The organism is Bradyrhizobium yuanmingense (assembly GCF_029167105.1).
In the GTDB taxonomy this organism is placed as follows: Bacteria; Pseudomonadota; Alphaproteobacteria; order Rhizobiales; family Xanthobacteraceae; genus Bradyrhizobium; species Bradyrhizobium yuanmingense_A.
In genome coordinates this window covers 521606-545710 of record NZ_JARFML010000001.1, presented here as the reverse complement: position 1 = coordinate 545710, position 24105 = coordinate 521606, and the positions used below count along the sequence as shown (strand labels likewise).

General features: G+C 66.7%; 18 protein-coding genes. All 18 read right to left on the bottom strand.

The window, feature by feature from the left end:
- Window positions 1-123: 123 nt before the first annotated feature.
- Complete coding sequence (gene recN, locus P0R31_RS02655; RefSeq protein WP_275512726.1) at window positions 124-1797, bottom strand: DNA repair protein RecN; 1674 nt, start codon at window positions 1795-1797, stop codon at window positions 124-126.
- A gap of 13 nt (window positions 1798-1810) precedes the next feature.
- Complete coding sequence (locus P0R31_RS02650; RefSeq protein WP_036028334.1) at window positions 1811-2701, bottom strand: outer membrane protein assembly factor BamD; 891 nt, start codon at window positions 2699-2701, stop codon at window positions 1811-1813.
- A 243-nt stretch (window positions 2702-2944) separates the two neighbouring features.
- A complete protein-coding gene (gene lpxC, locus P0R31_RS02645; protein WP_275512725.1) occupies window positions 2945-3907 on the bottom strand; it encodes a UDP-3-O-acyl-N-acetylglucosamine deacetylase in 963 nt (320 codons plus the stop codon).
- Between the two features lie 364 nt (window positions 3908-4271).
- A complete protein-coding gene (gene ftsZ, locus P0R31_RS02640; RefSeq protein WP_275512724.1) occupies window positions 4272-6059 on the bottom strand; it encodes a cell division protein FtsZ in 1788 nt (595 codons plus the stop codon).
- An 87-nt stretch (window positions 6060-6146) separates the two neighbouring features.
- On the bottom strand, window positions 6147-7469 hold the full coding sequence (gene ftsA / locus P0R31_RS02635; RefSeq protein WP_036003557.1) for a cell division protein FtsA: 1323 nt from the start codon (window positions 7467-7469) through the stop codon (window positions 6147-6149).
- Window positions 7466-8494: a cell division protein FtsQ/DivIB gene (locus P0R31_RS02630; RefSeq protein WP_275512723.1), complete on the bottom strand. Its 1029-nt coding sequence runs from the start codon at window positions 8492-8494 to the stop codon at window positions 7466-7468. Before P0R31_RS02630 ends, ftsA begins: the two co-directional genes overlap by 4 nt.
- A 350-nt stretch (window positions 8495-8844) precedes the next feature.
- On the bottom strand, window positions 8845-9831 hold the full coding sequence (locus P0R31_RS02625) for a D-alanine--D-alanine ligase family protein (protein ID WP_275512761.1): 987 nt from the start codon (window positions 9829-9831) through the stop codon (window positions 8845-8847).
- Between the two features lie 131 nt (window positions 9832-9962).
- Window positions 9963-10883, bottom strand: coding sequence for a UDP-N-acetylmuramate dehydrogenase (gene murB, locus P0R31_RS02620; protein WP_275512722.1), 921 nt, complete (start codon window positions 10881-10883; stop codon window positions 9963-9965).
- A 4-nt stretch (window positions 10884-10887) separates the two neighbouring features.
- The gene (gene murC / locus P0R31_RS02615; protein WP_275512721.1) at window positions 10888-12291 is read right to left on the bottom strand and encodes a UDP-N-acetylmuramate--L-alanine ligase; all 1404 of its coding nucleotides are present in this window, start codon (window positions 12289-12291) and stop codon (window positions 10888-10890) included.
- Between the two features lie 149 nt (window positions 12292-12440).
- The gene (gene murG, locus P0R31_RS02610) at window positions 12441-13541 is read right to left on the bottom strand and encodes an undecaprenyldiphospho-muramoylpentapeptide beta-N-acetylglucosaminyltransferase (RefSeq protein WP_430516784.1); all 1101 of its coding nucleotides are present in this window, start codon (window positions 13539-13541) and stop codon (window positions 12441-12443) included.
- A gap of 151 nt (window positions 13542-13692) precedes the next feature.
- Window positions 13693-14844 carry a putative lipid II flippase FtsW gene (ftsW, locus tag P0R31_RS02605; protein ID WP_275512720.1) on the bottom strand — a complete coding sequence of 384 codons (1152 nt, stop codon included), beginning with the start codon at window positions 14842-14844 and terminating at the stop codon, window positions 13693-13695.
- Between the two features lie 167 nt (window positions 14845-15011).
- On the bottom strand, window positions 15012-16409 hold the full coding sequence (gene murD, locus P0R31_RS02600; protein ID WP_275512719.1) for a UDP-N-acetylmuramoyl-L-alanine--D-glutamate ligase: 1398 nt from the start codon (window positions 16407-16409) through the stop codon (window positions 15012-15014).
- Window positions 16410-16526: 117 nt separating this feature from the next.
- The gene (mraY, locus tag P0R31_RS02595) at window positions 16527-17630 is read right to left on the bottom strand and encodes a phospho-N-acetylmuramoyl-pentapeptide-transferase (RefSeq protein WP_036003524.1); all 1104 of its coding nucleotides are present in this window, start codon (window positions 17628-17630) and stop codon (window positions 16527-16529) included.
- A 136-nt stretch (window positions 17631-17766) separates the two neighbouring features.
- Complete coding sequence (locus P0R31_RS02590) at window positions 17767-19149, bottom strand: UDP-N-acetylmuramoyl-tripeptide--D-alanyl-D-alanine ligase (RefSeq protein ID WP_275512718.1); 1383 nt, start codon at window positions 19147-19149, stop codon at window positions 17767-17769.
- Entirely contained in the window at window positions 19146-20618 is a 1473-nt protein-coding gene (locus P0R31_RS02585; protein WP_275512717.1) for a UDP-N-acetylmuramoyl-L-alanyl-D-glutamate--2,6-diaminopimelate ligase, read from the bottom strand. Before P0R31_RS02585 ends, P0R31_RS02590 begins: the two co-directional genes overlap by 4 nt.
- A gap of 86 nt (window positions 20619-20704) precedes the next feature.
- The gene (locus P0R31_RS02580; RefSeq protein ID WP_275512716.1) at window positions 20705-22471 is read right to left on the bottom strand and encodes a peptidoglycan D,D-transpeptidase FtsI family protein; all 1767 of its coding nucleotides are present in this window, start codon (window positions 22469-22471) and stop codon (window positions 20705-20707) included.
- The gene (gene ftsL / locus P0R31_RS02575) at window positions 22468-22860 is read right to left on the bottom strand and encodes a cell division protein FtsL (protein WP_128263717.1); all 393 of its coding nucleotides are present in this window, start codon (window positions 22858-22860) and stop codon (window positions 22468-22470) included. The genes P0R31_RS02580 and ftsL overlap by 4 nt, the downstream gene beginning before the upstream one ends.
- Window positions 22861-22863: 3 nt before the next feature.
- Window positions 22864-23853, bottom strand: a complete 990-nt coding sequence (gene rsmH, locus P0R31_RS02570; RefSeq protein WP_275512715.1) for a 16S rRNA (cytosine(1402)-N(4))-methyltransferase RsmH — start codon at window positions 23851-23853, stop codon at window positions 22864-22866.
- Window positions 23854-24105: the final 252 nt, after the last annotated feature.

Below are 24105 nucleotides of genomic sequence, written 5' to 3'. Positions count from 1 at the left end.
TGTGGAAAATCTAGTGCCCCGGACGCAGTGCAGCGCTCCTTCAGCGGTGCGCTGCAGAGCCGGGGCCCATGTGGCGGCATTCTAGGTCCCGGCTCGCGCTCCGCGCGTCCGGGACACGGAAGCCTAAGCCGTCGCCGCCTTCAGCAACCGTTCCGCCGCCGCCCTCGCTTCGGCCGTGATCTCGGCGCCGGCGAGCATGCGGGCGATCTCCTCGCGGCGGTGATCGGCGGCGAGCGCATTGACGCGGGTGGCGACGCGCTTGCCCTTGTCGAGGGCGTCCTTGGAGATGAGCAGGTGCTGGTCGGCGCGGGCGGCCACCTGCGGGGCGTGGGTCACGGCCATGACCTGGACCTTGCCGGCAAGCCGCGCCAGGCGCCCGCCGATGGCGTCCGCCACCGCACCGCCGACGCCGGTGTCGATCTCGTCGAAGACGAGCGTCGGCGCCGAGCCGCGGTCGGACAGGACGACCTTGAGCGCGAGCAGGAAGCGCGACAGCTCGCCGCCGGAGGCGACCTTCATCAAGGGTCCCGGTTTGGTGCCCGGATTGGTCTGCACCCAGAACTCGACGCGATCGAAACCTTGCGGGCCGGGCGCGGCCTCGTCGGTCTCGACCTGGGTCATGAACCTCGCGCGTTCGAGCTTGAGCGGGGCGAGCTCGGCATTGACCGCCTTGTTGAGCTTCTCGGCCGATTTCTGCCGCGCCAACGACAGCTTCTTGCCAGCCGCCGCATAGCTTCTGTCCGCCTCGATTGCGGCCTGCTCCAGCTTCTTCAGGCGCGAGGCGCCGGCATCGATCAGGACGACGTCGGCGGCATATTTGGCGGCCAGCGCGGCGAGGCCGTCGACCGGCGTCGAATATTTGCGAGACGCCGCACGCAAAGCAAAAAGCCGCTCCTCGATGCGCTCGAGTTCGGCCGGATCGAAATCGGTTGCGGCCAGCGCCGCCTGGAGGTGCTGATCGGCCTCCTCCAGCGCGTTGATGGCGGCGTCGATCGCCTTGACCGCCGGCTCGACCAGCGCCGGCGAGTTGACGCCGCGCCGCTCCAGCCGGCGCACCGCCGCCGAGAGCGCTGCGACCGGCGAATGATTGCCGCCGACCGCTTCCTGCGCCTCGCGCAGGTCGGAGGCGATCTTCTCGCCCTGCATCATCGTGGTGCGGCGGGAGGCCAGTGCGGTTTCCTCGCCATCCTTGGGCGCGAGCTGCTTCAGCTCGTCGGAGGCGTGACGCAGATAATCGGCCTCGCGCGCCGCGCGCTCCATGGCGGCGCGATGCTCCTCCAGCGCGGTGTTGGCGGTGCGGCGCGCGTCCCAGAGCGCTTCGACGGCCGCGACGTCCTTCTCGAGGCCGGCAAAAGCGTCGAGCAGGCGGCGGTGGGTGGCGGCATCGACCAGTGCGCGCTCGTCGTGCTGGCCGTGGATCTCGACCAGGGCGGCGCCGACCGCCTTCAGCGTCTGCACGCTGATCGATTGGTCGTTGATGAAGGCGCGGGTGCGCCCGTCGGCGAGCTGCACGCGCCGGAGAATCATCTCGCCGGTGTCGTCGAGGCCGTTCTCGGCCAGAATCTTCGTCGCAGGGTGATTCTTCGGGACATCGAACACGGCCGTGACCTGCCCCTGCTCCGCGCCGTGGCGCACGAGGCCGGCGTCGCCGCGGCCGCCGAGCGCCAGCGCAAAGGCATCGAGCAGGATGGATTTGCCCGCACCGGTCTCGCCGGTCAAAACCGCGAGGCCGGAGGCGAATTCGATATCGAGCCGTTCGATCAGGACGATGTCACGGATCGACAGACGCGCCAGCATGGAACCAAATTTCCTAGCCGAGACCCATCTTCTTGAAGGTCCGGCTGATCCAGGACCCCTGATTCTCGCTCGGCTCGAGACCGCCGGATTTTACAAGATTATAGGCGTCCTTGTACCAGCGGCTGTCAGGAAAATTGTGCCCAAGCACGGCCGCCGCGGTTTGCGCTTCGCCAACGATGCCGATCGCCATATAGGCCTCGGTGAGCCGGAACAGCGCCTCTTCGACATGGCGGGTGGTCTGGTACTGCGTGACGACGGTCTTGTAACGATTGATGGCGGCCGTGTAGTCGCGCTTCTGGGCGTAGTAGCGGCCGACATTCATTTCCTTGCCGGCGAGCTGGTCGCGCGCGCCCTCGATCTTGGCCTTGGCCGAGGTCGCATATTCCGAGTTCGGATACTTGCGCACCACCTCTTCCAGCGCGGCGATCGCCTTTTCGGTGCGGGTCTGGTCGCGGCTGATGTCCGGGATCTGGTCGTAATGGGAGGCGGCGATCAGATATTGCGCATAGGCCGCATCCGGGCTGCCGGGATGCAGCGTGACGTAGCGGGTGGCGGCACCGATGCAGCCGTCATAATCGCCGCCCTGATAGGACGCATAGGCCGACATCAGCAGCGATTTGCGGGCCCAGTCGGAATAAGGATGCTGACGGTCGACCTCTTCGAACTTCTTGTTCGCCGCCTTCATGTCCTTCTTCTCGTTCATGAGGTACAGGCCCTCATTGTAGATTTTGTCGGCGGGCTCCTCGACGAAGGTGTCGTCCTTGGCGGTGAACTTGTCCCAGAGCGCGCCCGTGCCGCATCCGGCGAGCGGCAGCGCAAGAACGATGAAGGTGACGGCCTGAATCAGCCCGCGGGCTCGCGACGAGACCGAGAAATATCCGCGCGTCATACGCTGTGCCGACATGAGTTTAAGCCCTGACGCCCTGTGATGCGGAGTCCGCCAGCCCACGAACCCCTCATGGGCGCGAAATGTAACCGTGGTGCCTGCCACGCGACCACGCCGATGTATCCGAAAACGATTGTTAACGAACCGGATAGGGAGGCATTTCGCCCGGATTAAGGCGAACCTGCCGCAATGCTAGCCGATCATGGTTACCAGGAGTTTCCCGGGGGCCGCCCAACCACGTTCCGAAGGCGGCAGGCCGCGTCAGGACACATCCGGTCCGAAGGCCGCAGCGACCCGGCCGCCGACGATGCCACGACCGACCTCGCCCACGGCACGCGTGGTGCGGCGGGCAGCCTCGCCCTCGACCACCCGCCAGGCGGTCCGGTCGGCGAGCAGCGCCGTCAAGACGGCGTGGTTGAGCTTATGGCCGCCACGCACCGAGCGGTAGGCGCCAAGCAGCGGCAGGCCGGCCAGCGAGAGGTCGCCGATGACGTCCAGAACCTTGTGCCGGGCGCATTCATCGGCGTAGCGCAGGCCCTCGGTGTTGAGCAGCCGCTCGTCGTCGAACACAACGGTGTTGTCGAAGGAGGCGCCGAGGGCATAGCCGGCGCTCCAGAGCCGCGCGACGTCGCACATCAGGCCGAAGGTCCGGGCGCGGCCGACTTCACGGCGGAAACCTTCCGGATTGAGGTCGAAGGCGTAAGCCTGCTGGCCGATGACGGGATTGGTGAAATCGATCTCGACCTCGACGCGGAACCCGTTGGTGTGGGGCCTGATCTCGCCGAAGGAGTCGCCGATCTTGACCGAGATCGGCTTCAGAACCTGGATGAAACGGCGCTGCGCCGGCTGGGTGACGATGCCGGCCTGGTCGATTGCCGCAATGAAGGCGGCGGCGCTGCCGTCCATGATCGGGACTTCGGGACCGTCGATCTCGATGGTGGCGTTGTCGACACCCATTCCCCGCAGTGCAGCAAGCACATGCTCGGCAGTGGACACCAGCGGACCGCTGCGGTCGCCGAGGACGGTGGCAAAGTCAGTCGCAATCACCTGCTCGGCGGTGGCCTGAACTTCGCGGTCACTTCCCTCAAGTCCGGTCCGGACAAAAATAAAACCCGCGTCGACAGGCGCAGGCCCAAGCGTGAGAGTGACGGGAAGACCGGAATGAACGCCCACGCCTGCCACAGAGGCTTGCGCACGAAGCGTTGTTTGCCGGCTAAATTTCATCAGGAACCCGCCCCACTAAGACCCACTGCGACTTATACGAGACCCGCTTGGCCGGCCAGAGCCGACGCTACCGAATCTCCGTATCCCCAAGTCACGGCAAACCATAGTTGCAGCCTCAAACAGCGCCAACTCACGCTTTTTTACCGATTGTTACCCCAAACCTGCCGTATTCGCGCCAAGGCTTAACCAAATTGCGCCGGGTTTCGGGACCGTTATCGGCAGTTTTACTGAACCACCGAATACGTAATTAATGATTTAAAATCAGTCGTTTGGCTGCGCAATCCGGACATGCCCGGGACAAAAGGAAAGGTCCCGGCGATCTCCTCGCCGGGACCTTTTTTCGTCTGCCTTATTGTAACAATCCTCAGGTCGCCTGCCGCCTCAGGAAGGCCGGGATATCAAGATGGTCGTCACCCTGTGGCGCCGGCGCAACAGGCGCGGGGCGGCCATGGACGTCCAGACCCTGCGGCGCTGGACGGCGGGCATACTCAGATACCGGCTCGTTGGACGCGATCTGCTGCGCCACGGTCTTCTGCGGCCGGCGCTCGGGCAGCGGCGGCATAGCGGGACCGGAAGTGCGGGCCGCGACCGGCGGCTCGCTTTCCTCGTCGCGACGGCCGAGGCCGACATTGGCGAGGCGCTGCAGCAGCGACAGGCGGGTCTTCTGCGGGGTCTCCTCCTCAGCCTCGCCGCGGGCCTGCCGAATCTCGGCCTGCGCCGGCATCGGCAGCTCCTCGATTCGCGGCATGCGCGGCGCGCGGGCCGGACGCTCGGCCTGCGGCGGGATGAAGGTGTCCGGCGTCATCGGCTCCTGCACCGCGACCGGGGCCATATCGGCCTCCGGGAACAGGGTCGGCTTTTGCGCGATCGGGCGCACGGTGACGTCGCCATAGGTCTGCGGCGCCGGCGGCTGCGGCACCTCGGAAACGGCAGCGGCGATCGCGGCGAGCGCAGCACGCTCGACGTTCGGACGGGGCGCGGCGGCAATCGGAGCCGGCGCGGCGGCCGGGGTCTGGGCTTCCAGCTTCTGGGCACGCTCGGCCAGGCGCTGGTTGTCGGCACGCAGCCGGGCGGTCAGGTCGGCCAGACGGCTCTCGGCGGCGGCGGCCGGGGCGGCAGCCTGCTGCATCTGCGGTGCCGGGTTGGCGACGGGCGCAGAGGTGGCCTGGCTGTTTCGGGCGATCGCGGCCTGCTCGATGCCGGTGGCGACCACCGAGACGCGGATCAGACCGTCGAGCGCTTCGTCGAAGGTGGCGCCGACGATGATATTGGCGTCCTGGTCGACTTCCTCGCGGATGCGGGTCGCGGCCTCGTCGACCTCGAACAAAGTGAGGTCCTTGCCGCCGGTGATGGAGATGAGGAGGCCCTTGGCGCCCTTCATCGACGAGTCGTCGATCAGCGGGTTGGCGATCGCGGCTTCCGCGGCGGTCAACGCGCGCTTGTCGCCGGAGGCTTCGCCGGTGCCCATCATCGCCTTGCCCATCTCGCGCATGACGGCGCGAACGTCGGCGAAGTCGAGGTTGATCAGGCCTTCCTTGACCATCAGGTCGGTGATGCAGGCAACGCCCGAATAGAGCACCTGGTCGGCCATCGCGAAGGCGTCGGCGAAGGTGGTCTTCTCGTTGGCGACCCGGAACAGGTTCTGGTTCGGGATGATCAGGAGCGTATCCACGACCTTGTGCAGCTCGGAGATGCCGGCCTCGGCCGTGCGCATGCGGCGCTGGCCCTCGAAGTGGAACGGCTTGGTCACCACACCGACGGTGAGGATGCCCATGTCGCGCGCGGTCTTGGCGATGACGGGAGCTGCACCCGTGCCGGTGCCGCCGCCCATGCCGGCGGTGACGAACACCATGTTGGCGCCCGAGAGATGGTCGCGCAGCTCGTCGATCACCTCTTCCGCCGCCGCGGCGCCGACGTTCGGCTGCGAGCCGGCGCCGAGGCCCTGCGTGACGGCGGTGCCCATCTGCACGATGCGCTGCGCCTTCGACATCGTCAGCGCCTGCGCGTCGGTGTTGGCGACCACGAAGTCGACGCCCTGCAGGCCCGCCGTGATCATGTTGTTGACGGCGTTGCCGCCGGCGCCGCCGACGCCGAACACGGTGATCCGGGGCTTCAGTTCGTGAATATCAGGAACATTGATGCTGATGGTCATGGTTGCCTCTCGATCACGCGCGCGTGGGTTCGCCCCGGCCGGTGGCCGCGGGAGTTGGTGAAAATCGAAGATTGCGGAAAGCGGTCATCAGAAGCCCTCGCGTAGCCATCGTCCGACCTTTCCGAAATATCCGCCGGTCCCTGTCTTGATCTGCTGCCGCGTATGCCGCGGTTCGACATGTTCGAGGTGAACATATTGCGGGTAGACCAGAAGTCCGGCCGGCACCGCGAACGCGGCGTTCTTCGCCTCGTTGGGCAGCCGGCCGAAGCCGAGCGGACGGCCGACCCGCACGGGCCGGCCGAGAATGCGTGTGCCAAGATCGACGAGGCCGGTCAGCTGCGAGGCGCCGCCCGAGAGCACGACGCGGCCGTTGGGCTCTGCGGCGAAGGGCGAATCCTTCAGCTTGTCCCGAACCATTTCGAAGACTTCCTCGGCACGGTGCTTGACGATGTTCGCGATGGTGGCGCGGGAGACGATCTGCGGCAGATCCTGCTCGTCACCGGCTGTCGGCACAGACATCAGCTCACGCGAGTCCGATCCGCCGGTGATGACGGTGCCGTATAAGGTCTTGATTCGCTCGGCATCGGCAATGGTCGCCGAGAGTCCGCGCGCAAGATCCATCGTGATGTGTTGCCCGCCGACCGCAAAACCGGCCGCATGCACGAAGCGGCCGCCCGAATAGACGGCGATCGTGGTGGTGCCGGCGCCCATCTCGACGACGGCGGCGCCGAGATCGGCCTCGTCGTCGGTCAGCACCGACAATCCGGCCACATAGGGGCTCGCCGCCATGGCTTCGACATTGATGTGGCAGCGCTCCACCGCCAGCATCAGGTTCCGCGCCACGGTGGCGTCGCAGGTGACGACGTTCATGTCGACGCCGAACTGATGCGCGACCATGCCGCGGGGATCGCGGATGCCCTTGACGCCATCCAGGGTGTAGCCGACCGGGAGCGCATGCAGCACGGTGCGGCCTTCGCCGGTGGCGTGGCGCATGCCGGTGGAGGTGACGCGGCTGACATCGGCCGGCGTCACGGCGCCGCCACGAATGTCGGCGGCAGCCTCGACCAGCTGGCCGGCGAGCCGGCCGCCCGAGACCGACAACAGCACGGACTCGACCCGCACCTTGGCCATCTTCTCCGCGAGCCCGACGGCCTGGCGCACCGCCTGCTCGCATTCGCCGAGATCGATCACCGCGCCGGCCTTCATGCCGCGCGCCTGGATCTGGCTGTAGCCGATCAATTCCACCGCATGGGTGCGGCCGCGCAGCGCATCGCTCGGCGGCGACGGCTTCAGCCGCGCGATCATGCAGGCGATCTTGCTGGTGCCGATGTCGAGACAGGCGACGATGCCGCCGCGCTTGTGCGGCATCGGGCGTGTCTTCGGCGTCTGGGTGCGATCGAGACCGGTCATGCGGAATCCCCGGCCTTCTTTTTCTTCTTGTCCTTGAACAGCTCCTCGCGCGCCTTGGCGGCGTCCTCGGAGAGCTGCACCACCAGCCGGTCCGGCAGGCGCATGTCGACGGCGACGATATCGCGCGAGAACAGCCTGTCCTCCTTGTCGAGCTTCGACAGCATCGCAAGCGCCTTGCCGACGTCCTGCTCGGGCAGGCGAATATCGAGACCGTCCTTGAGCCGCAGGTTCCAGCGCCGCTCGCCGACATAGATCGCGGCCTTGGTCACCGAATGGACCTGCGGGTAGCGCGCCAGCAGCGCCAGGAAATCGCGCGCCTGGGTCTCGGCGCCCTTGCCGACCACGAGCGGCAGCGACAGAAAGCGGCGCGAGACATAGGGCTCGAGCACGGCGCCGTCGTCGGCGATGACGGAGAGCCGGCCGGCCTCCTGCCACAGCGCGAACGCCTTGCGCTCGGTGAGCTCGATCATGAGCTGGCCCGGATAGAGCTTCAGCACGGTCGCATCCGCGATCCAGGGATTGGCTTTGAGCTTGTCGCGCACCGCCTCGGCATCGAGGAACAGCAGCGAGGAGCGGCCGCTGACGCCGCCGATCGCGAGGATCTCGTCCTGGGTCAGCTGTTTGCGGCCGTTGATGACGACGGAGGTGATGCGGAAGCCGGCGGAATTGGCCAGCGCATTGCGGGCATCGCTGACCGCGGTGACGAAATCCTGGAGGTGGCCGCCCTTGACGATGCCGAAGCCGCAGCTGCCGATCAACAGCAGCACGGTCATGCTGAGGCCGACCCGGCGCGGCAGATAGCGCTCGACCAGCGCGACTAGGCGCGGCGGCGGCTCGCGCTCGACGGCGGCGTTGACCTTGGCTTTGGCTTTGGCCTTGTCCCTGGCGGCGGCGCGCGCCTCTTCGCGCTTGTCCTGCACCCACTCGCGCAGAAGCACGACCGCTCCGATAGCGGCCGCCTTCAGGTCAGCTTGGGGCCTCAGCGATCTCAAAAGCGATCGGGTGAGGCGTCCTGCACCATCCATTGCACGAGCTCGTCAACAGTTTCCCCGCGACATCGCGCGGATCCTGGCGAACATGACGTCTCGGACCTGCCGGGCCGGGTGCTGGTCTTCAGCAGAAGAAAACCTCTCCCCTTCAAAGCGTTCGCTGGGGGTGACATCACCCGCGACAGCTCACGCGCCGGCAGCCAAAGCGCCATATGCGCCGCCAGCGTTAACCTTCGGACGTCCTGGTAAACAAAAGGTAAAATTCGTTAACGACCTGCGCATTTTGCCTCGCGATGTCTGGCATTTGCGCCGCGATGTCCGGCATTTTACCGGTTTTGGCCACCAAACCGGCCCGTTTCGCCGGTCCGGCCGTTAACCAGTCCTGACTATTTCCGCACGCGCTGGCAGGCGAGCTCGACCAGGCCGCGCAGGAAGTCGACGAATTCGATGCCTTCGGCTTTCAGCGCCTTGGGGTAGAGGGAGGACTTGGTCAGCCCGGGCAGCGTGTTGGTTTCGAGATAGACGAGGCCCTTGTCCGAGACGATGAAGTCAGAGCGGGAATAGCCGGTGCAGGACATTGCGCGATGGGCCAGCATCGCCTGCGCCTGGAGCGCGGCGGTGATCTCGGGTGCGAAGCGGCCGGGGCAGATCTCCTGGGTCGACTTCAAAAGATATTTCGCCGCGTAGTCGAAATTGCCCTCGCCCGGAATGATCTCGATCGGCGGCAGTGCGATGATCGAGCCGTCGGTGCGCTCCAGCACGCCGCAGGTCGCCTCCACGCCGGCGATGTAGGGCTCGATGACATACTCTTCGTGCTTGGCCGCATTGCGGACGGCGACGAGGTCCTGCTTGGCGTTGACGAAGATCAGCCCGTAGCTCGACCCGTCGCGCGCGGGCTTTGCGATCAGTCTTCCGTACTCGGCGAAAGCCTCGTCGATATCATCGAGCGCAAGATTTTCCGGCGGCGTCACGCCGCCGAGCGCGGCGAAGCGCTTGGCTGCGATCTTGTCGAAGGCCAGATGCGAGGACGCCGAGCCCGAGCCGGTGAAGGGCACGCCGCGCGCCTCGCACATCACCTGCAATTCGCCGTTCTCGGCACGCCCGCCGTGCAGGCCGAGCACCAGCACGCGATCCTCAGCCTTGGCCCGGTCGAGCGCCTGCGCGAGCGGGACGCCGCGCGTGCCCGGCTTGAACTCGTCCTCGAACGGGCGGGCATGCTCGAGCAGCTGCTTCGACTGCACGACGTGGACCTTGTCCTCGACGTCCCACCACCAGAGGTCAGCCTCGGGCAGCGCCTGATGCAGCGCCTGGGCTGTGGCAACCGAGACGAGACGCTCGCGGTTGGAGCCGCCGAAGAGGATGGTGATGCGCATGGTCATAGCCCGCAATCTCTCCATTTGTCATTCCGGGGCGCGACAAAGTCGCGAGCCCGGAATCCATTCATCCACCAGCGCCGCCGCCCGATGGATTCCGGGCTCTCGCTTCGCGAGCCCCGGAAAGACACTCACGCGGAAACCCCGATCCGCTTGATTTCCCAGTGTAGCTCGATTCCGGAATTCGCTTTCACGCGTGCACGTACCGTCTCGCCCAGCGTCTCGATGTCGTGCGCGGTGGCATCGCCCGTGTTGATCAGGAAGTTGCAGTGCATCTCCGAAACCTGTGCGCCGCCGACGCGCAGGCCGCGGCAGCCGGCGGCGTCAATCAGCTTCCAGGCGGAATGGCCGGGCGGATTCTTGAAGGTCGAGCCGCCGGTTTTCTCGCGGATCGGCTGCGCGGTCTCGCGATGGCTCTGCACCTCCGCCATGCGCGCGCGGATCGCCTCCGCGTCCCTGATCTCGCCGCGAAAGCGCGCGGAGGTGAAGATGATGGAGGCATCGACGCCGCTGCTGCGGTAGACGAACTTCATCTCGGCCTTGGAGAAGACGTGCTTGGTGCCGTCGCGCCCGACGCCCCTCGCCTCGATCAGCACGTCCTTGGTCTCGCCGCCATTGGCGCCGGCATTCATGCGCAGCGCGCCGCCGATCGTACCGGGAATGCCGAAATAGAATTCGAGCCCGCTGATATTGGCGGAGGCCGCAACTTCCGCCACGCGCTTGTCGAGCGCCGCCGTGCCGGCGGTGACGATGTCGCCGCTCGCAGTCGCCTCGCCGAAGGCGCGCGGCGCGAGACGAATGACGACGCCGGCAATGCCGCCGTCGCGCACGATCAGATTGGAGCCGACCCCGATGACGTAGACGGGAATATCGGAGGCGAGATGCGCGAGAAAGTAAGCGAGATCGTCCTCGTCCGCCGGCGTGAACAGTACCTGCGCTGGACCGCCGACGCGAAACCAGGTGAGCTCGGCCAGCGACTGGTTCGCCAGCAGCCGCCCGCGAAGCTCGGGCATCGCGGCTTTGAGTGAAGGGGTGATGTCGGGAAATGCCACCGCGCTACCCCAGCGCCTTCAACTGGTCCGGCAGCGCATACGCCCATTGCGTGATGTTGCCTGCCCCCAGGCACACGACGAGATCGCCTGGTTTCGCCAGCTCCTTGACGATGCCGGCAAGCTCGGTGGCCGCCGGCAGCGGGATCACCTCGCGATGGCCGTGGGCGCGCAGGCCGGCGACGAAATGATCGCGGTCCATGCCTTCGATCGGCGCTTCGCCGGCGGCATAGACGTCGGCGACGACGACCGCATCGGCATCGTTGAAGCAGGTGCAGAACTCCTCGAACAGCGATTGCAGGCGGGTGTAGCGATGCGGCTGCACCACCGCGATCACCTTGCCGGTGTAGGAATCGCGCGCGGCCTTCAGCACGGCTGCGATCTCCACGGGGTGATGGCCGTAGTCATCGATCACGGTGACGCCGTTCCACTCGCCGGTCTTGGTGAAGCGGCGCTTGACGCCGCCGAAGCCGGCCAGCGCCTTGCGGATCGCTTCGTCCGACACGCCGAGCTCGTGCGCAACCGCGATCGCCGCCGTCGCGTTCGAGGCGTTGTGGCGGCCCGGCATCGGCAAAGCGAGGTCGGCGATCTCGTGCACGGCATCGCTCTTGCGGTCGCGGATCACGACCTTGAATTTCGAGCCGCCGCCGCCCGCGGTGAGATCGACCAGCCGCGCATCGGCCTGCGGATTCTCGCCATAGGTGATGATGCGGCGGTCCTCGATCTTGCCGACGAGGCTCTGCACCACGGGATGATCGATGCACATCACGGCAAATCCGTAGAACGGCAAGTTCTCGACGAAATGCCGGAAAGCGTCCTGCACCGCCTCGAAGGTCTTGAAGTGATCGAGATGCTCGGGGTCGACATTGGTGACGATGGCGACATCGGTCGGCAGCTTCAGGAAGGTACCGTCGCTCTCGTCGGCTTCCACCACCATCCAGTCGCCTGCCCCGAGCCGCGCGTTGGAGCCGTAGGCATTGATGATGCCGCCATTGATGACGGTCGGGTCGAGCCCGCCGGCGTCGAGCAGCGTTGCGACCATCGTCGTCGTGGTGGTCTTGCCGTGCGTGCCGGCGATGGCGACGCAGCTCTTCAGCCGCATCAGCTCGGCCAGCATCTCGGCGCGGCGCACCACGGGAATGCGTTTCTCGCGCGCGGCCATCAGTTCCGGATTGTCGCGCTTGATCGCGGAAGACACGACCACGACCTCGGCGCCGTCGACATTCTCGGCCTTGTGGCCGACCGAGACTTTCGCACCCTTCTTGCGCAGACGGTCGAGATTGTAATTGTCGGCGGCATCGGAGCCCTGCACGGCGTACCCGAGATTGACCAGCACCTCGGCGATGCCGCTCATGCCGATGCCGCCGATCCCGACGAAGTGGATGGGTCCGATCTCGCGCGGCAGTCTCATGTGGTTTCCTTGGGGTCATCGTCCGCGAAGGCGGACGATCCAGTACTCCGCGACGCCAGAGATTCAAATCAACTGCGTCGGATACTGGATGCCCCGCTTTCGCGGGGCATGACAAGTGACTTTTTTGGCCATTCGGGCCGGAACAAGCGTCAGATTCCCGCGACCTTGACCACGAGATCCGCCAGCCGCTCGGCCGCATCGAGCCGCCCCGCCCCCTTCGCCGCTGCCGCCATGGCGGCAAGCCGTGCCGGCTCGGCGGCGAAGCCAGAAATTTCGGACGCCAGCCGGTCGGAGCTGAACTCGGTTTGCGGGATGCGGATGGCGCCGTCGACCTTGGCCAGCACGCCGGCATTGGCGAACTGGTCCTGGTCGATCGAGCCGGGCAGCGGCACCAGGATGGAGGGCCGGCCGATCGCGGCGAGCTCGGCCACGGTACCCGCGCCGGAGCGCGATACCACGAGATGATTGGAGGCGAGCCGCGCTGGCAGATCCGTGAAGAACGGCGCGAGCTCGGCCTTGAGCTTGAGCTTGTCGTAGACGGCGCGGACGCGGCTCATGTCCTCTTCGCGCACCTGCTGGGTAAGAACGAGACGGCTCCACAGCGCAGGCTCGAGCCGCTCGATCGCGCCGGGCACGATATCGGCCATGATGCGCGCGCCCTGGCTGCCGCCGACGACGAGCAGACGCAGCGGACCGTTCGGCTCGGGCGCGGCATATTTCACCGCAGCGGCCGCGAGGATCGCGGGGCGCATCGGCGTGCCGACGGTCGTCGTCTTGCCTGCCAGCGCCGGATCGCGATCGAGCACGCCGGGCAAGGACGTCGCGATGGCGCGCACGCGGCTCGACAGGAACCGGTTGGCGCGGCCGAGCACGGCGTTGGCGTCGTGGATGATGCCGGGCACGCCGGCGAATTTCGCCGCGACCAGCGGCGGCAGCGTCGGATAGCCGCCGAAGCCGACGACGGCGACGGGCTTCAACCGCTTGATCAGCGCGTAGGCCGACAACGTGCCGGCAGCGAGCGTGAGGCCGGCATAGGCGAGCTGGAACGGATTGCGCCCGCGCGCGGTCTCGCTTCTGACGACGTCGATCATGTCCTTGCTGAAAAGCCCGCTATAGCGCAGCGCGCGCTCGTCGGTGACGAGGCGGACGCGATAGCCGCGCCGGATCAATTCGACGCCGAGCGCCTCGGCCGGGAACAGATGGCCGCCGGTGCCGCCCGCGGCGAGAAGAATCAGGTGGGACGTGTCCATAATGAGGGAGTTTTACAGGGTCTTTCTCGTCATTGCGAGCCACCGGGTCCGCGCAAAGCGCGGCCCGATGACAGGGTCCGCAAAGCAATCCAGACGACCTCCGCGGCGACAGCCTGGATTGCTTCGTCGCTTCGTTCCTCGCAATGACGGCTCAGGCGTAACTGCGCATCGCCTCGGCGTGGCCGCTCGCCTCGACCTCGGTGCGCGGGCGCAGCCGCGTCAGCGCCAGCATCATGCCGACACCATAGGCGAGCGAGACCATCGAGGAGCCGCCATAGGAGATGAAGGGCAGCGTCATGCCCTTGGCGGGGATGAGCTGCAGGTTCACCGACATGTTGATCGCCGCCTGCACACCGAACAGGATCGCGAGCCCAGAGGCCGCAAAGCGCGAGAACATGTCCTCGTTGGCATAGGCGCGCGACAGCGTGCGCATGACGACGAAGGCGAACAGCGCCAGCATCGCAAGGCACAGGATGATGCCGAACTCTTCGCCCGCGACCGCGAAGACGAAGTCGGTGTGGCTGTCCGGCAGGCTGCGCTTGGCAATACCCTCGCCCGGTCCGAGCCCGAACCAGCCGCCGTTGTAGAAAGCCTCCATGGCGGTATCGACCTGGAAGGTGTCGCCGGAGGCCGGGTTCATGAAGCGCTTGATGCGCCCCGCGACGTGCGGAACGAACAGATAGGCGCTGAACAGGCCGGCCGCGCCGAGACCCGCGAGGCCGAACACCCAGATCATCCGCATGCCCGCGATGAAGAACAGCGAGCCCCACACCATCAGGACCAGCATGGTCTGGCCGAAATCCGGCTCCATCACCAACAGCGCGACCAGCATCAGGAGCAGCACCACCGCCATCGAGGTCGCCGGCATCTCCGGGCGCCTGGTCGATTCCGCGAACAGCCAGGCCGCGATCACGACGAAGGACGGCTTTGCGATCTCGGAGGCCTGGATGTTGACGCCCAGCAGCGTGATCCAGCGTCGCGACCCCTTCACCTCGGGGCCGATGGCGAGCGTTAGCACGATCAGGACGATGCTCGCCGCGAAGATGATCAGCGCCGAGCGGCGGATCGCGCGCGGCGACAGGAAGGACACCCCGAGCAGCACGATGCAGGACGGCACCAGGAACAGCACGTGGCGGCTGAAGAAATGGAAGGCATCGAGCCCGATGCGGGTCGCAACCGGGGGGCTCGCCGCCAGCGACAGGATCACGCCGGTCAGCATCAGCCCCAGGATGGCGCCCATCAGCGGCTTGTCGACGGTCCACCACCACTCGGAAAAGGGGGTGCGTTCTTCACGGGAGAGCATGGGCGGCCGCTTTCGGACAGAGGTCGTTCATTGGTCGCCGAGGTTGGTTACCGCAGGGTTAAGGAAGTGCGGATGTTTGGAGTTGTAGGATGGGTAGAGCGAAGCGAAACCCATCAATAGACCGCGAGAACGATGGGTTTCGCTTCGCTCCACCCGTCCTACGCAGCTCACACCACCGGCTGCACACCCGGCAGCGCCTGCACCAGTTCGCGGAACTTGGTGCCGCGGATCTCGAAATTACGGTACTGGTCGAACGAGGCGCAGGCCGGCGACAGCAGCACGACGGCATCAGTGAGGCCCGACGCTTCCGCATCGCGCGCGGCGTGCTCGACCGCAACGTCGAGGGTCTGGCTGATCTCGTGCTGGACCGTTCCGAGCGTGCCCGAAAACTCCTGCGCGGCCTCGCCGATCAGATAGGCCTTGCGGATCCGGGGAAAGAAGCCGGTGAGGCTCGTAATGCCGCCCGCCTTCGGCTTGCCGCCAGCGATCCAGAAGATCTCCGAAAACGACGACAGCGCGTGCGCGGTGGCATCCGCGTTGGTGCCCTTGGAGTCGTTGACGAACAGCACGTTGCCCCGGCGCCCGACCTGCTCCATGCGATGGGCAAGGCCCGGAAAGCTGCGCAGGCCGTTCTGCAGCACGTCCTGGCTGATGCCCATGGCGAGCGCGGCAGCAGCCGCGCAGGCCGCGTTCTGCGCGTTGTGCTGGCCGCGCAGCGAGCCGATGCCGCCGAGGGCGGCGACCTCGCTGCGGGCGCCGCCCGCGGCGCGCACGATGGTGCCGTGCTCGACGTAAATGCCCGACGCGAGCGGGTTCTTGACCGAGATGCGCACCACGTTCTTGCCGGCGCGGTCGAGCCGGTCGGCGATATCGCGGCAATAGCCGTCATCGACGCCGACGATCGAGGTGCCGCCGCCTTGCACGCCGGCAACGAGGCGCTCCTTCACCGCGGCGTAGTGCTCGATCGTGCCGTGACGGTCGATGTGATCCTCGCTGACATTGAGCAGGATGCCGACGGAGGGATCGAGCGAGGGCGTCAGGTCGATCTGGTAGGACGACATCTCGATGACGTGGACGCGGCCCATGCGCGGCGGCTCCAGCGACAGGATCGCGGTGCCGATATTGCCGCCCATTTGGGTGTCGTAGCCGGCGACCTTGGTCAGATGGGCAATCAGCGCCGTGGTGGTCGACTTGCCGTTGGTGCCGGTGATGGCGACGAACGGGGCATCCGGCGCATGGCGGCGCCGCTCGCGGCAGAACAGCTCGATGTCGCCGATCACCTCGACCCCTGCCTCGCGCGCTTTCAGCACGCTCCAGTGCGGCACCGGATGGGTGAGCGGTACGCCGGGCGCGAGCACGAGCGCGGCAAAATTGGCCCACGACACAGAGCGTAAATCAGCGGTGATGAAGCCGGCCTGCGCGGCCTTGGCGACGTTCTCGGCATTGTCGTCGGCGGCGATCACCTCGGCGCCGCCGGCCTTCAACGCATGGCAGGAGGCGAGCCCGGAGCCGCCGAGGCCGAACACCGCGACCGTCTTGCCGGCGAAGGACGTAATCGGGATCATGATTTCTTCTCCGTCATTCCGGGGCTCGCGAAGCGAGAACCCGGAATCTCGAGATTCCGGTTCGACGCTGGCGCGTCGCCCCGGAATGACGGCAAACTTGAATCGCCGCGACCACCATCACCGCAGCTTCAGCGTCGAGAGGCCGGCGAGCGCCAGCATCACCGAGATGATCCAGAATCGGATCACGATCTGCGGCTCGGTCCAGCCCTTCTGCTCGAAGTGATGGTGGATCGGCGCCATCGCGAACACGCGCTTGCCGGTGAGCTTAAAGGACACGACCTGAACGATGACCGAAACCGCCTCGAGCACGAACAATCCGCCGATCACGGCGAGCACGATCTCGTGCTTCACCGCGACCGCGATCGCGCCGAGCATGCCGCCGAGCGCGAGCGAGCCGGTGTCGCCCATGAAGATCGAGGCCGGCGGCGCGTTGAACCAGAGGAAGCCGAGCCCGGCGCCGAGCAGCGCGCCGCAGAGCACCGCGAGCTCGCCGGTGCCGGCGACATATTTGATCTGGAGGTAGTCGGCGAACACCAGATTGCCGGTGAGATAGGCGATCATCGCGAAGCTCGCGGTGGCGATCATCACCGGCACGATGGCGAGACCGTCGAGGCCGTCGGTGAGGTTCACCGCATTGCCGGCGCCGACGATGACGAAGGCGCCGAAGACAACGAAGAACCAGCCGAAATGCAGCACGGTATCCTTCAGGAAGGGAATCGTCAGCGCGGTCGAGGCGGGGTCGCGGTTGAGCCGCACCAGCGCATAGCAAGCGACCAGCGCGATCACGGCTTCGATCAGCAGGCGCAGCTTGCCGCCGAACCCGGTCGTGGTCTGCTTGGTCACCTTGAGGTAATCGTCATAGAAGCCGACGAAGCCGAAGCCGAGCGTCACCGCCAGCACGATCCAGACATAGGGGTTGAGCGGATTGGCCCACAGCACGGTGCCGACCGTGAGCCCGGACAGGATCATCAGCCCGCCCATCGTGGGCGTGCCCTTCTTGGAAAGATGCGATTGCGGACCGTCGGTGCGGATCGGCTGGCCCTTGCCCTGACGAATGCGCAAGTGATCGATGATCCAGGGGCCGAACAGGAACACGAACAGCGCGCCGGTGACGATGGCGCCGCCGGTGCGGAAGGTGATGTAGCGGAAGACGTTCAGGAAGGTGCGAAAGGCACCGAAGCCCGGAAATGTGTTGGAAAGCTCGATCAGCCAGTAAAACATTCAGACGGTCCTATGGCGCCATTGCACGTCCAGGTGCCTCATGCGCGTTCGCTGGTTCGTCACGGCCGCGCGTCTCGGGAAACGGACGGCTCCCGCCGCAGAGGGTGGGATTCGGGAACGGCGCCTTCCAAGCAGTTTACGCCTTTGCCTGCAAGGCGGCCACCAGCCCCGGCACAAACTTGTTGACCCAGAACATCTTCTTGCTGCCCTTGACAACCACGACGTCGCCTGCCTTCAGCAGCTTTGCGACCTCGTCCGGCTTCAGCGTGGCGGGATCGTCGTGCCAGCCGAGACCCTTGCCCGAGGGCAATGCGTCGAACAGGTGGCGCATCAGCGGCCCGACGCAATAGACGCCGTCGATGCCGTCGAGGTGGCTGGCAAGGCCGGTGTGATAGCTCGTTGCGTCCGCGCCGAGCTCGAGCATGTCGCCGAGAATCGCGATGCGGCGGCCGCCGCTCATGTTGCGCGCCTGCAGGCTTTGCAGCGCCGCGGCCACGCTGGCCGGATTGCCGTTGAAGCTGTCGTCGATCACGGTGACGTCGCCGACCGCCTGCTCGACGCCGCGGCCGGTCATGATGCCGACGCGGTCGAGCTTGATCGCGAGCGTCGCGACGTCGAGATGCGCGGCGTGAACGGCGGCGAGCGCGGCCAGCGCATTGTGCACCCGGTGCGGCGCGCCAGGGGTGAGGCTGAAGGCGATCTCCTTCTTGCCGATCGCGGCCACGACCTGCCAGCTCTCGCCGTGCGGCGCGTGCGCGACCTCGTGCACCTCGGCATGCTCGCCGCCGAAGCGCACGACCTTGCCCTTCCACTCGGAAGCCTTGATTCCGGCGGGCAGCACCAGCACGCCGTTCTCGGGCAGTCCGAGCGCGACCGATACCTTCTCGCGCCGGATGGCTTCGAGCGAGCCGAGCTTTTCAAGATGCACCGGCTGGACGTTGACGACGAGCGCGACGGTCGGCTGCGTCAGCTCGCTGAGACGGGCGATCTCGCCCTTCTGGTTCATGCCCATCTCGACGACCCAGAGGCTGGCGTCCCGCCTGGCATTGCACAGCGTCAGCGGCACGCCCCAGAAATTGTTGAAGCTCGAGGGGCTGGCATAGGCGTTCGGATAGGCGGCGATGAATTCCTTGGTGCTGGTCTTGCCGGCGCTGCCGGTGAGCCCGATCACCGGGCCGTTGAAGCGCGCGCGTGCGGCGCGCGCGAGGCCCCAGAGGCCGTCGATCAGCGTGTCCTTGACCACGATCTGGGGGATGCGGATGCCCGCGATCTGGTGCGGCACGATCATCGCCACTGCGCCTGCGGCTTCCGCCTTGTCGGCGAACTCCCAGCCGTCGCGCGCGCTGGCGAAAGCCGAGACGAAGCCGCCGCTCGGCGTGCCGCTGAGGGCGACGAACAGGCTGCCCGGCTTCACCAGCCGGCTGTCCTGCGTGACGAAATCGATTGCCGTATCCGGGAACGATCCGGCGACGCCCAGCGCGCGCGCGACCTCGGCAACCGTCCATATTGGCCCGCTCATGCAACCCTCGACGCTAGTGCGGCGGCGACCGCCTCGTGATCACTGAAAGGCAGCACCTCGCCGCCGACGATCTGCCCGGTCTCGTGGCCCTTGCCGGCGATGAGCAGCGCATCGCCCTCCTGCAAGTCCTCGATCGCGGCGCGGATCGCCTCGGCGCGGTCGCCGATCTCACGCGCGCCCTTGGCGGCGGCGAGGATCGCGGCGCGGATCGCTTCCGGCTTCTCGCTGCGCGGATTGTCGTCGGTGACGATGACGGCGTCGGCGTTCTCCGCCGCGATCTCGCCCATGATCGGACGCTTGCCGGCATCGCGGTCGCCGCCGGCGCCGAACACGACGACCAGCCTGCGCTTCGCATAAGGCCGCAGCGCCTGCAGCGCCTTCGCGAGCGCATCGGGCTTGTGCGCATAATCGACGAAGATCGGCGCGCCGTTGCGCTCGCCGACGCGCTCGAGCCGGCCCTTGGCGCCTTCGAGATGTTCGAGGCTTGCAAACACGTTTTCAGCATCGCTGCCGGTGCCGATGGCAAGGCCGGCCGACACCAGCGCGTTCTCGATCTGGAATTCGCCGACCAGCGGCAGCCGGATCGCGTAAGCCCTGCCGCGATGTTCGACCGTGAGCTTTTGCGAGAAGCCTTCGACCACGGCCTCCGTGAGGCGGATGCCCTCGCCGGCACCATCGCCGTTGCGGCCGACCGCCATGACGCGCAGGCCGCGCGATATCGCCGCATCGATCGCCTCCGCCGAGCAATCATGATCGGCCGAGATCACCGCCGCGCCATCAGGCGGCACCAGCTCGCGGAACAGGCGGAGCTTGGCCGCGAGATAATGTGCAACGGTCGGATGGTAATCCATGTGGTCGCGCGAGAGATTGGTGAAGCCGCCGGCCGAGATGCGCACGCCGTCGAGGCGATATTGGTCGAGCCCGTGCGAAGACGCCTCGAAGGCGAGATGCGTGACGCCCTCGCGCGCGATCTCGTCCAGCTGCCGGTGCAGCGCGATCGGATCCGGCGTGGTCAGCGAGCCATAGACGGTGCGCTTTTGCGACACGAGACCGATGGTGCCGATGCTGGCGGAGGCGTACCCGAGCCGCTCCCAGATCTGGCGCGTGAACGCGGCGACCGAGGTCTTGCCGCTGGTTCCAGTCACTGCGGCGATCGTCGCAGGCTGCGCCGGGAAAAATCTGGCCGCGGCAAGTGCCAACGCGCGGCGTGGATTGGCGACAGCGATGAACGGCACCTTGCAGGCGTCCGGTGCATGGTCGCCGACGACGGCCACCGCGCCTGCCGCAATCGCGGCATCGACGAAGCGGGCGCCGTCGGTCTTGCTGCCTGCGAGCGCGAAGAAGAGATTGCCCGGCTGGACCGCGCGGCTGTCGAGCGCAACGCCGCTCACCTCGAGCGCCGCAGCGGCGGGCTCGATCGCGGCATCATTGCCCTTGACGTCCTGACCCAAGAGGTCGCGCAGCTTCATGGTCTTCCAGTCGACATGCCCTGCCGGAAAGCTGAATCGCCGGGGGAAAATCCCGACTCAGCGGCGGCGATGGCCCACCCGGTTGATTACTGGGTTGTCCTGGATGCTGCAAGAATAAGGCGCTCCGCAGGCGGCAGGTCAAACCGTGGCTCGACCCCCAGAAGCGGCGCGATGCGCTCGATCACCTTGCCGGCGGTCGGCGCCGTGTTCCAGCCCGAGGTGATGAAACCATGCGTTTCGGGCAGTGCCTGCGGCTCGTCCAGCATGATCAGGACGTGATATTTGGGATCGTCGCAGGGCAGGATGGCGGTAAAGGAGTTGAGCACGCGCTTCTTGGCGTAGCGACCGTTGACGACCTTCTCGGACGTGCCGGTCTTGCCGCCGACGTAATAGCCCTTGACGTCCGCCTTTCTCGCCGAACCGACTTCGGCATTGAGCCGCATCAGGAACCGCATCTTGTCGCTGGTTTCCGGCTTGATGACGCGCTTGGCCATCGCCATGGCTTCGGATTCGCTGCGCTTCAGGAATGTCGGCGGGATCAGATGGCCGCCGTTCACCAGCGCGTTGATGCCCATCACCGCCTGGAGCGGCGCCACCGACAGCCCCTGGCCGAACGCAGCGGTCACCGTGTTCAATTCGCTCCAGCGCCGCGGCAGCAGCGGCGCCGCGCTCTCCGGCAATTCGGTACGCAGCCGCGTCATCTGGCCCATCTTGGCGAGGAACGCCTTGTGCGCCTCGACACCCTGGCCGAGCGCGATCCGCGCCGCGCCGATATTGGAGGAGTAGGTGAACACTTCCTTGGTGTTGATGAAGCGCCCGAGCGGATGGCTGTCGTGGATGGTGAACTTGCCGTAGTGCAGGTTGCCGCGCGCGTCCCACATCGAGTTCAGATTGATCTTGCCGGAATCGAGCCCCATCGCCAGCGTGAACGCCTTGAACGTCGAGCCCATCTCGTAGACGCCGGTGGTCAGCCGGTTGATGCGGTCGGGGTCGTGCGCTTCCTTCGGATTGTTGGGATCGAAATCCGGCAGCGACACCATCGCTACGATCTCGCCGGTCTTGACGTTGGAAACGAGGCCTGAGGCGGCCTTGGCGCGGAACTTGTCCTTGGCCTTCAACAGCTCGTCGCGCAGCGCATGCTCGACCCGCAGATCGACCGCGAGCTCGATCGGCTTCTGCAACCGGTCGGTGGCAAAGCCGGCGCGGTGGAGGTCGGCGAGCCCCTGATTGTCGAGCCACTTCTCGAGGCCGGCGATACCCTGGTTGTCGATGTTGACGAGACCGATGAGGTGCGCGACCTCGTTGCCGGTCGGATAGACACGCTTGTTCTCGCGCAGGAAGCCGATGCCGGGAATGCCGAGCTTGTGGACGGCCTGCTGCTGCGCCGCCGTGACCTCGCGCTTGAGCCAGACGAAGCCCTTGCGCGTCCTCAGACGCTCGCGCACCTCGGCCTCGTCGAGGTCGGGAATGGTCGCGGTCAGGAGCTCGATCGCCTCGTCCTTGTCGATGATGCGGCGCGGCTCGCCGTACAGGCTCGCCGCCTTGACGTCGGTGGCAAGGATGGCGCCGTTGCGATCGACGATGTCGGGCCGCGCGGTCGCAACCACCTCCTGCGCCGCGGCGCGGCGCGCGCTGTGGGCGTCGGCGCCGATCGCGAACATCACGAGCCGCCCGCCGATCAGGGCATAGACCGAAGCGAAGGCGAGCATGGCGAGGCCGACACGCGCGCGCGCCTTCGCGGCGCGATCGACGTTGCGCCCGTAGAGCAGGCTTCGGATCAGCCGCCGCCGCCAAGGCTCGGTCGACTTTTCGGCCAGCTTTTCGATGGGTTTTGCAGGCGTTGCCGGGCTCATTGCTTGTCCTCGGGCTGAGGCACGGAGCCCGTCACCGTATCAGGATCGCTCGCGGCTTCGATGGTCTTGAGCATGGCCCCGATCGGATCGGGCTCGCCCGGCCTGAACATCCGGGGCGGACGCTCCGGCAGGTTCTTCAGCAAATCATATTGCGTGCCGTTGACCGGCTTGAGGTGCAGATGCCGGTCGGACAGGCCTTGCAGGCGGTGGGGCGCATCGAGCTTGGCCCATTCGGCCCGCAGCGCCGCGATCGCATCGCGCTGCTCGCGGATCTCCGCACGCAGCCGCAGCACCTTCTCGGTGCGCGCGGTGGAGTCCATCTTGATCCGGTAGACATGGGCGGCTGCGAAGATCAGCGCACCGATGACGAGGAGGTGGATGATGCGCATGTGCTAGCCGCCCCTCATCACGTCGGCGAGCTTCGGCCAGGACGATGCCTCATCAGTCTCATGCGCCGGCGCCGAGCTGCGCTCGGCCGCGCGCAGCTTTGCCGAGCGCGCGCGCGGATTGTGCGCAACTTCGTCCTCGCCGGCGACGACCGGCCGCCGCGTCAGCAGCTGGAAGCTCGGCGCAATTTGCGCGACTTCCGGCAGATGCCGCGATCCGCCGCCGGTCTTCGAACGCTCGGAGAGGAAATTCTTGACGATGCGGTCTTCCAGCGAATGGAACGAGACGACGACGAGGCGGCCGCCGGGCTTGAGCACACGCTCGGCCGCAGCGAGCGCGGTCTGGAGCTCCTCGAGCTCCTCGTTGACGAAGATGCGCAGCGCCTGGAACGTCCGTGTCGCCGGGTGAATGTCGCCGGGCTTCGATCGCACCACCCTGCCGACGAGATCGGCGAGCGCGCGCGTGGTCGTGAACGGGGTTTCCTGCCGGTCCGCGACGATGGCGCGGGCGATGCGGCGCGAATGCCGCTCTTCGCCGAACAGATAGATGATGTCGGCGAGATCGCCTTCCGAGGCGCGCGCGACGACGTCGGCCGCGGTCGGACCTGTCTGCCCCATCCGCATGTCGAGCGGACCGTCGAGGCGGAAGGAGAAGCCGCGGCCGGCCTGGTCGAGCTGCATCGAGGACACCCCGACATCCATCACGACACCGTCGACGCCATCGACGCCATGCGCGGCGCAGACCTCGGCAAGGTTGGAGAAGCGGTCCTCGACCAGCGTCAGCCGGCCCGCGGCGCGTTCGACCAGTTCGGCACCGCCGGCAATCGCGGTGCGGTCCCGATCGATGGCAATCAATCGGGTTCCCGGCACCTCCAGGATCGCGCGGCTGTAGCCGCCGGCGCCAAAGGTGGCATCGACATAGACGCCGCCTTCGCGCGGGGCGAGATGCGCGATGGCCTCGCGGCCAAGAACCGGGATATGCGGAACCGAACTCATGCGCGACGCCTGCCGACGGCCGGGCGAGATACCCAAGCGGGATCGGGGCCGAACAAGCCCATAACGCCTCGAATCATTGCGCGTCGCGGCGGTTCCACGACAAAGCCCCTGTCCAGCATGGTTACCGAGCCTGGCCGTCCCGGGCCACAAACCCAGTGTTCCCAGTGGAATTTGTCGGGCAGCCATGGGATTTCGAGCCAAAATACGCTTTGGCCGCCTCCGGACGCGGGTCGGCTCTTCATCCCTCAGTAA